The sequence below is a fragment of the Microcoleus sp. w2-18bC1 genome, assembly GCF_036700365.1.
Taxonomy (GTDB): domain Bacteria; phylum Cyanobacteriota; class Cyanobacteriia; order Cyanobacteriales; family Microcoleaceae; genus Microcoleus.
Window position 1 is genome coordinate 100,453 of record NZ_JAUBOS010000013.1, and the last position, 9,858, is coordinate 110,310.

3 protein-coding genes are annotated in these 9,858 nt (G+C 49.8%); all 3 read left to right on the forward strand.

Annotated features, from left to right (window positions below):
* Window positions 1–289: 289 nt before the first annotated feature.
* Window positions 290–2,767 carry a phosphoenolpyruvate synthase gene (ppsA, locus tag QT979_RS10690; RefSeq protein ID WP_333309744.1) on the forward strand — a complete coding sequence of 826 codons (2,478 nt, stop codon included), beginning with the start codon at window positions 290–292 and terminating at the stop codon, window positions 2,765–2,767.
* A gap of 257 nt (window positions 2,768–3,024) precedes the next feature.
* Complete coding sequence (locus QT979_RS10695; RefSeq protein ID WP_333209883.1) at window positions 3,025–3,345, forward strand: DUF6464 family protein; 321 nt, start codon at window positions 3,025–3,027, stop codon at window positions 3,343–3,345.
* A gap of 1,316 nt (window positions 3,346–4,661) precedes the next feature.
* Window positions 4,662–9,858 (forward strand): DUF4347 domain-containing protein (locus QT979_RS10700; RefSeq protein WP_333309747.1); only part of this gene is annotated, 5,197 nt, incomplete at its 3' end.

Consider the following 9,858-nt stretch of genomic DNA (forward strand, 5'->3'; position numbering starts at 1 on the left):
GCCGTGGGAAATATCTTCGCTATTCATATTTTTACCCCTTCTTTTATAATACCTTACATAAACTCATTACTGCAATTTCTTTACTTTTTGCAATCAAATAAAATATCTCCATAGGCCTTGCTATTTAGCCAAAAAGTGATAGTCTTTAAATAGAGGCAATCGAAAATTCGGTTGATACAGCCTAGGAGAAAAATTGAGAATTTTTGTAACAAAATTACAATTCCCAATAAACTGTCTTTTGTTTACTGTCCTTTGACCGAAATGAGCTGAAGTTGAGAGGAAAAAAGCAATGCTCGACAATTTAGCAATTGAAAAAAAAACCGGTTTAATTCCCAAAGAAAAAGCCTTAGTATTGTTGTTTGATGAAGTCGGCATCGCCGACATCCCATTAGTAGGGGGGAAAAATGCTTCTTTGGGTGAAATGATTCAACAGTTAACCGCCCAAGGAGTCAGAGTCCCCAACGGATTTGCAACTACAGCACACGCTTATCGGTACTTCATCCAGTCAGCGGGTTTAGAAGCTAAATTGCGCGAAATTTTTGCCGATTTAGACGTAGAAGATCTGCAGAACCTGCGACAAAAAGGCAAGCAAGCGCGGGCACTGATACTCGACACACCATTTCCGCGAGAACTCCAAGCGGCGATCGCGGATGCTTACGAAAAATTGTGCGATCGCTACGGCGACAGTACAGACGTAGCAGTGCGTTCCTCCGCCACCGCCGAAGACTTACCCGACGCCAGTTTCGCGGGACAGCAAGAAACCTACCTCAACGTCCAAGCTTGCGCTGGCGTCCTCGAATGCTGTCACAAATGCTTTGCTTCCATATTCACAGATCGCGCGATTTCCTACCGCCAACAGCGGGGATTCGACCACTTTGAAGTCGCCCTATCAGTCGGCGTCCAAAAAATGGTGCGATCGGACTTAGCATCCTCCGGCGTCATGTTCAGCATCGACACCGAAACCGGATTCAAAAACGCCGTATTAGTAACCGCCGCCTACGGATTAGGCGAAAACGTCGTCCAAGGCACCGTCAACCCCGACGAATACTTCGTCTTTAAACCAACCTTAAAACAAGGTTTTCGTCCGATTTTAGACAAACGTCTCGGCAGCAAAACCCTCAAAATGGTGTACGATATCGGCGGTTCTAAATACACCAAAAACGTCTCCGTCATCGCAGCCGAAAAAAATAAATTTGCCATCCAAGATGATGAAATTATGCAACTCGCAAAATGGGCCGTCATCATCGAAGAACACTACTCTAAAGTGCGCGGGACTTATACCCCGATGGACATTGAGTGGGCAAAAGACGGCAATACGGGCGAATTGTTTATCGTCCAAGCACGACCCGAAACAGTACAATCTCAAAAATCTGCTAAAGTTTTGCGAAACTACAAATTGCAAGGTAGCAGTGGAGTTTTAGCAAAAGGACGCGCCGTTGGCGAATCAATCGGACAAGGCAAAGCCCGCGTAATTTTAGATGTTCACCGAATCGCTGAATTTCAATCAGGAGAAGTTTTAGTTACCAACAAAACAGACCCCGATTGGGAACCGATTATGAAAAAAGCAAGTGCGATCGTCACCAATTCCGGTGGTCGCACTTGTCACGCCGCCATCATCGCCAGAGAAATGGGAATTCCCGCCATTGTCGGCACTGGCGACGCCACCCAAATCTTGAAAAACGGGCAAGAAATCACTGTTTCTTGTTCCGAAGGAGACGAAGGCAAAGTTTATGCCGGTTTGCTTCCTTTTGAAATTCAAGAAACTGCGATCGAGAATTTACCCCGCACCCGCACTCAAATTTTAATGAATGTCGGGAACCCAGAAGAAGCCTTTGGTTTATCCGCAATTCCTTGCGACGGCGTAGGCTTAGCGCGGTTGGAATTCATAATTGCCAATCACATTAAAGCACACCCGCTGGCACTGATTCACTTTGACGAATTGGTGGATGAATCAGTCAAAGAAGAAATTGCAGAACTGACAGCACTTTACCAACACAAACCCGATTTCTTCACCGACAAACTCGCCCACGGAATTGCCACAATTGCCGCCGCATTTTATCCAAATCCAGTTATTGTGCGGATGAGCGATTTCAAGAGCAACGAATATGCTAATCTTTTGGGAGGGCGGCAGTTTGAACCCAAGGAAGAAAACCCGATGATCGGGTGGCGTGGCGCCTCTCGCTATTACGACCCAAATTACCGCGAAGCTTACGCTTTAGAATGCAAAGCATTAAAGCGAGTTCGCGACGAAATGGGCTTGACAAATGTGATTCCGATGATTCCATTTTGTCGCACCCCGGATGAAGGGCGAAAAGTGTTAGCCGAGATGGCAAAACACGGTTTAGTTAAGGGCGAGAACGGCTTGCAAGTGTATGTGATGTGCGAATTGCCGAGCAATGTTATATTTGCTGACGAATTTGCCCAAGTTTTTGACGGATTCTCGATCGGCTCTAACGATTTAACTCAGTTAACATTAGGATTAGACCGGGATTCTGCTTTGGTCGCACACATTTTTGACGAACGGAATGAAGCTGTCAAGCGCATGGTAGCAATTGCCATTAAAGCGGCCAAGAAGTACGATCGCAAGATTGGGATTTGCGGTCAAGCGCCCAGCGATTATCCTGAGTTTGCTCGTTTCTTGGTTGAGTTGGGAATTGATTCGATTAGTTTGAATCCCGATTCGGTTTTGAAGACTTTGTTGGATGTTGCTAAGGTGGAAGGTGCGGGTTCGTTGATGGATTTAGCGGGGGATATTGCTAAGGTTTAACCGTTTTGGTTTTGAAGAGCAACCGGGTTTCTCAAAAAGTTTGTGGGATGGGCGTCCCGCCCGTCCCACAATAACAATTAAAATTGTAAGTTATTTAATTCGCCTTCCTCAGCCGCCAGCTAACGGTTAACACAGGGGCGGCATAGTTTGAGACTTGATCGGGAACTTTTCTTATTTAAAACCGTCTTGTCGAGGAGGATTTTTTGTTGCCGATCGCCTAAATTAAAACAAATATTCTCCACATAAGCTCTGAAAAAGTGCTAACTGCTCTCCTGATTATTTTCATAGGTTTAGCTCCGTCGGTGCTGTCTTTGTGGGTGATGCGCTCTGCCCAAAGCCAAGCCCGCGATAGAATTGCTGCGGCCAGACAGGCGGTAGCGAATAGATCCATGCGAACTCAACTACAAACTGCCGATCGCACTTACATACAAAGCCTCGGTTATGCGATCGGCGATATCACTTGCGAGTATAACGCCCGCTCTAATTACATTCGCTGCGCGGTCAATCCTTCTGGGCCCTGTCAAGATTGTCGGTACTACCAAGCCAGAGCTCTTGACGCTCGTGGTGAAAAGATATAGCTTATATTGGTGCTTGTATCTACGCCTATTTGCGGATGTAATAATCAATGAGTTAATATGTACTTACGTGTAAGGATTATGGTTGAAGCTTGTTTTGGACGAACCCCGCCCAAACTCAGCAGTTAAAACCTATTCGAGCATTATTGCTTGGTTACAGTTGGTGGTTAAAGTTGCCATAACAGGGGAATTGCGATCGGTGTTTTTTTAGTTGAGGATTTACGATCAGAAACGAAGTTTAGATAATAAATTTTGGTTGGGTGGCGAGAAATCTAGAAATAAATTGGGTTTCTAGTCTCCTGCGCGTAACTCCTGCAGTTAAAAAAATTAGCCAACAAAAATCGTAAGTAGCTGAGGGGCCAGTCTCTAAATCAGTTTCTCCCAAACATCATGAAAAATTCTGCACGAAACATTGTTCCGAGCTTTTATCTTAAACAGAAACCAGCTCCAAGACTAGCTTGTTGATAGTTTGAGAAGTTGCTTGTGGGCAGCACTAATCTGTTTTTGCGATCGTCGCGAAACAATCTCAAACCTAGATTGCTATCTCCAGACTGCAAGTCATGAATTTTTAAGACGCTTCGTCGATACAGGGTATGCCAATTTCAATTGAATCTCATATGTTGCACCATTTTCAAGAATAGGCTTTGTGGCCTGTTCCACAATAAGTGAATTTTCTTATGGGCTGGGCAGGAGAACTACCCATAGAAAGGTTATTGAGAATGGTAAAAGATATCAGTTGAATGACACTTCGGGCAAGGTCGGCATAATTATGTGACGGCTATCACTCCCTAATCAATGTCTGGTTGCTATTGTGAACAGGGCTTGCACACCAAAAGCAAAGAAACCGAGTTTTTTTACCGGGAGCGAGGGCTGCCAAGAAGTCTTTTCGTCCCTCAAACCAGGTTTATACGTCTAGAAATAGTGAATTTTATCTGCAAATAAAGTGCATTAGACGATTTACAGAAAACCTCATTAAGTAAATTTTTGAGAACTGGTGTTATTATCTACTGCGCGATGTAAGAGATAAGCGTGTAACAGATACACTCGCTAACAGAAAAGAAAAAAGTCGAAAGCCAAATATCACCCGATACAGAGATTCTGGGGATTTAAACCCCAAATCCTCAGCGCTTCTGCCGGCGATCTTGGCAATGCTATTAAATATCAAGATAGCAGGGCTTTGTGCTGAGTAAAATTCGCTTTTTGCTCTTGATTCAAGTCAAGCTGCACCGCCTCTTACTCTGCAATTAAACCTTTTCAAGAAGTGATAATGATCATCTGGAAATGGGTACATCATCTACAATTCGTGAGCCAATTTGACCATGCACAGCATCTGCAACAAACCAATTTTTATCACCCCCAAAATATGTGACTCCACCGCAAGGAATGCGGTCGCAAAATCCCGAACAACCGCAACTTATCATCAGAAAAAAAACATAAAACAAGTAAAAACAGAGGAGTATTTCCTGTCCCAGAAACTGCGTGGCGACAGAGGAATTGGGCATCCCCACAGAGAATTTTTGCGAGCCACCGAGTCTCTGGGTGTCCAGACTCTAAAAAATGTACTGTTCCTCGATGCCAGAGTAGAGAACTGCGACAGCTTGGCAAGAGGAGGAACAGCCGATACAGAGGTATTTGTATTGGACTCGACGGGGGATGGAGTCGAGCAAATTACTAGAGTTTTGGCTAATTACAGCGATTTAGACAGCCTTCAGATAGTTTCTCACGGTCGAGAAGCGGGGGTGCAGCTAGGGTCGATCGAACTCTGCAGCGACAACTTAGAAACTTACAGCCATTTCCTACAGCAGTGGGGAAAAGCCCTCAGCGAGAGAGGAGGTATTTTGTTATTCGGGTGCAGCGTCGCAGCAGGGGAAAGCGGCGAGGCCTTCGTGCGGCGGCTGAGCTTGATAGTCGGTGCAGATATTGCAGCTTCCGACAACTTGACGGGGAGTGCGGCACTCGGTGGCGACTGGGAATTAAAATTTGCGACCGGGGAAATAAAAGCGAGAATCGCCATTGAAAAAGAAGTGCTCGCAGCCTACCCTTACGCCCTCGGCACATTAGTTAACGAAACTTTCAAAAACTCCACAGTTAGGGGGCCTTGGATTTACGGGGGAAACGACGGGGCACTGTTTGATCCCAGCAACGGGGTTGCAGCAGCCAATCAACGTATCCCCGGCATTACCGGAGGCACTGTATCCGGCGTACTTCCGGCTTTGGGCGGTGCAAGTCCCGGCGATGGCGCTCTGCTATTAACTCCAGCAGTAAACCTTCGAGAAGCCTTCGTCATCTACAACAACCCCATTCCTTCAACCGACGGTATCAGAGTTCAGTTTGATTTTTATTCTTACGGTTCAAACCAGCAATCTAATACTCCGCAACCATTTATTACCCCTCAGCCTGGGGACGGGCTGGGTTTCTTCCTGATTGACGGCACTGTTAGCCCAACCAGGACTGGGGGTTATGGCGGTTCTGTGGCTTACGCTCCACGAACGGGTATACCCGGTATTGAGGGAGGTTATTTAGGCATTGGGCTCGACGAGTTTGGCAATTTTTCAACGTCTACAGAAGGGCGCTCTGGCCCACAGCCACCTCCGATTCCCGGCTCCTCTATTGGTTCTTTCAGACCTGATTCAGTAACTGTTAGAGGAAATCAAGCAAACGGTTATCGGTTTTTAACAAATGCGATCGTTCCCTTCGGCATCGATAACATTCCTACGAGTATTAACTTTATCGGCCCTCCCGGCACCACTTTTAACTTCAGCAATACGTTCACGAGCGATCGCAATTTAGCCAAAAGATCCGTTCAAATTACGCTGAATCCATCTAACGATCCGGTGGAACCTTCTCGCCTCACCGTTGCCTTCGATGAAAATTTAGACGGCATCTACGAAACTACATTGATCGACATCCGCAACTTAGCAACTGAAAACGGCCCAGTACCGCCAATTTTCAAATTTGGTTTTGGCAGTTCCACAGGAGCCGCGAACAACATTCACGAACTTCAAAACCTGGTAGTTGAAACTATCAATCCTCCGAGTATCGCCGCTGAGGTTGCCACTATCAAGACCGGTCCGCAGTTCGTCAAATCCGAAGGCAGCATTACCTACACGATTACTACAGTAAACAAGGGGCCAGCGCCTGCTACAAATGTTCTGATTCAAGACGAAATACCTTTAGAACTGCTGCGTCCGGGCGGATTGCCGCCGATTCTCAGTGCCTCCAACAACGGCACTTACGTGAACCAAACCAAGGCCGTCACCTGGCCGTTAATTCCGGTTCTCAATGCCGGCGAGACTGTGACTTACACCCTGACAATTGATTTGCCGCCCGGTTTAACCAGCGGTAGCAGTTTTGCCAACGTTGCATTCAGCACTAGCTCGACTTTCGACCCCGACCTCAGTAACAACAGCGGTGTACTTGCGCCAGGGCAAATCGAGGGGCCTGGTGTAGTCTCTACCACAGTGGTTGATACAGTCGCGGATTTAGTTACTACCAAAAGTGGCCCTGTGACTACCTCGGCCGGGTCAAGCGTCACCTACACATTGACTACCACTAACATAGGCCCCGACCCGGCTGCCGATGTGACCATCACTGACAGCATTATTCCGGGTTTAACAGGAGTCAGCGTATCGGACGGCGGGACTTACGACCGTGTTTCGGGCATTGTCACCTTTCCAGCACTGACGGCGCTGGCAAATGCGGCTACTGCGACCCGCACTGTCAGTTTCAGTGCCCCAGCCACCGTTACTGCCATCAGCAACACGGCCCGGAGTAGCGCGGCGACTTTCGATCCGATCGTCACTAACAACAACGGTTCGACAACCAACAAAGACGGCACTCCCACTAACTCTACGGTTACGACAAGTATTGCGCCCAACGCCGACCTCGCAACCACAAAAACGGGCTCTACGAGTGCTAATGCTGGTAGTTCGGTCAGCTATACGATCGCCACAGTCAACTTAGGACCGAGTCCTGCAGAAGCTGTAACCATCACGGACAGCATAGTTCCTGGGTTAACCGGAGTCACGGCATCGAACGGCGGCGTTTACGATCCACTAACCGGCATTGTCACCTTCGCGCCCGTGGCAATCGCCAACGCGGAGACTGTCACCCGAACGCTCAACTTCACAGTACCGCCCACCCTAACTTCCATCAGCAACACGGCCAGAAGTACCTCCATCACTTCCGACTCAACTCCGGCCAACAACAACGGTACAAACCCCAACGCCACCGTCACCACATTGATCGAGCCTGTGGCCGATGTTGTCACCCAAAAAACGGCTCCGGCCAGCATCAAGGTGGGCGACACCCTCCTTTATACAATTACTACTACCAACAACGGGCCGAGTCCTGCGACCAACGTAGTCATCACCGACAGCCTGATTCCCGGCTTAAGTAATGTCAGCGTGTTCGATGGCGGAACCTACAATGCTGCCACAGGAGTGATCGAGTTCCCAGCGATCGCGACTTTAGCCAGCGGCAGCAGTGTCACCCGCCGCCTAATTTTTGTACCCCCGCCTACCCTGACGAGCATCACCAACATTGTATTAAGTCGATCGTCCACTTTTGACCCGGACTTAACAAACAACAACGGCTCGACAGTCGCAGTGCCGGGTGAAGCGGGGGGTCAAGTCATTACCTCGATCGAGCCTGTGGCCGACCTGGTTACGTCCAAGAGCGGTCTCACATCTGCTCCTGCTGGTAGTTCCGTGACTTATACTATAACTACTGCCAACAATGGGCCGAATGCTGCTGAAAACGTAGTGATTACAGACAGCATCATTCCCGGTTTAACGGGAGTCAGCGCATCCGATAACGGCACTTACGACCCGGTGACAGGGGTTGTCACCTTCCCAACAATTCCCAGTTTGACTAGCGGCAGCAACATCAACCGCGAGGTAACATTAGTCGTTCCAGCGACGGGCACTATTAGCAATACTTCCCAGAGTCGATCGACCACTTTTGACCCCGAACTCAGCAATAACAACGGTTCCGAGTCCAGAGCCACCGTCACCACCGCCATTTTACTCGCCCAGCCCACACCCAACAAACCTCCATCAGCCAACAGCAGCAACGCTGCGCTAGCGCCAAACAGCGTTGTCCAAATTAGCGGACTCGGAGGCGGAGACTCTGACGGCACAGTGGTTACATTCACCATCAGCACCCTGCCACCGACAAATCAGGGCGTCCTGTTCTTGGGCGACCCCGCAACGGGGGGAATCGCTATCACAGCAGGTCAAATCCTGACAGCCGAGCAAATGACACAGTTATTCTTCCAGTCGGCCGGCAATTTCACAGGAGCTAATTTTACCTACAGCAGCCAGGACAATCTCGGTGGCAGCAGTCCTGCCGCCACAGTTTCTCTGCTGTCGCTGGCGTTCAACTACCCGCCGGTACCCACAAACTTCAGCAAGACCCTGGCGCCAGACAGCACCGTCAACCTCACAGGGCTGACGGCCAAAGACCCCGACGACTCGATCGAATTCTTCACTATCAAAACCCTACCGGCGACCAATCAAGGCGTCCTGTTCTTGGGCGACCCCAGTCAGGGAATCCGGGTCACGGCAGGCCAAAGACTTAGCACAACTCAAATCAGCCAGTTATTCTTCCAAGCAACCAGCGAATTCGCCGCCACCAACTTTACCTACAGCGCCACAGACCGCCGCGGCGCCATCAGTCCAGCCCCCGCTACAGCCTCCCTGCTAGCACTATTACCTCCCATCGACCAGCCACCCGTCGCCAACAACTCCAGCGTCGCTTTGTTGCTGGAAACAACCGTGAACATCCCCGGACTCGGAGGAACCGACCCAGACGGGACGGTGGTTTCCTTTACCGTAAACACCTTGCCGCCAGCCAATGAAGGCACGCTGTTCTTAGGCGAACCCAGCCAAGGAGTGCGGGTCACGGCAGGTCAAACCCTTACAGCCGAGCAAATTACCCAGTTGTTCTTCCAGGCATCGGGCAATTTCATAGGGGCTAACTTCACCTACAGCGCTACAGATAACCTCGGCGCCACCAGTGCGGCAGTCGCCACTGTCTCTCTCATTCCCCTGAAGGGACCGATACCGACGCCGACACCGGTGCCGACACCACCAACACCGGCACCCGCGCCGATACCCGCGCCGATACCCGCGCCGATACCACCAACACCGGCACCCGCGCCGATACCCGCGCCGATACCCGCGCCGATACCACCAACACCCACACCCGCAGCGGAACCAACACCCACACCCGCGCCGATACCACCAACACCCACACCCGCGCCGATACCACCAACACCACCCGTCCCGGAACCCACACCCACACCACCCGTCCCAGAACCAACACCCACACCCGCAGCGGAACCAACACCCACACCACCCGTCCCAGAACCAACACCCACACCACGCATCCCAGAACCAACACCCACACCCGCAGCGGAACCAACACCCACACCACGCATCCCAGAACCAACACCCACACCCGCAGCGGAACCAACACCCACACCCGCAGCGGAACCAACACCCACACCCGCAG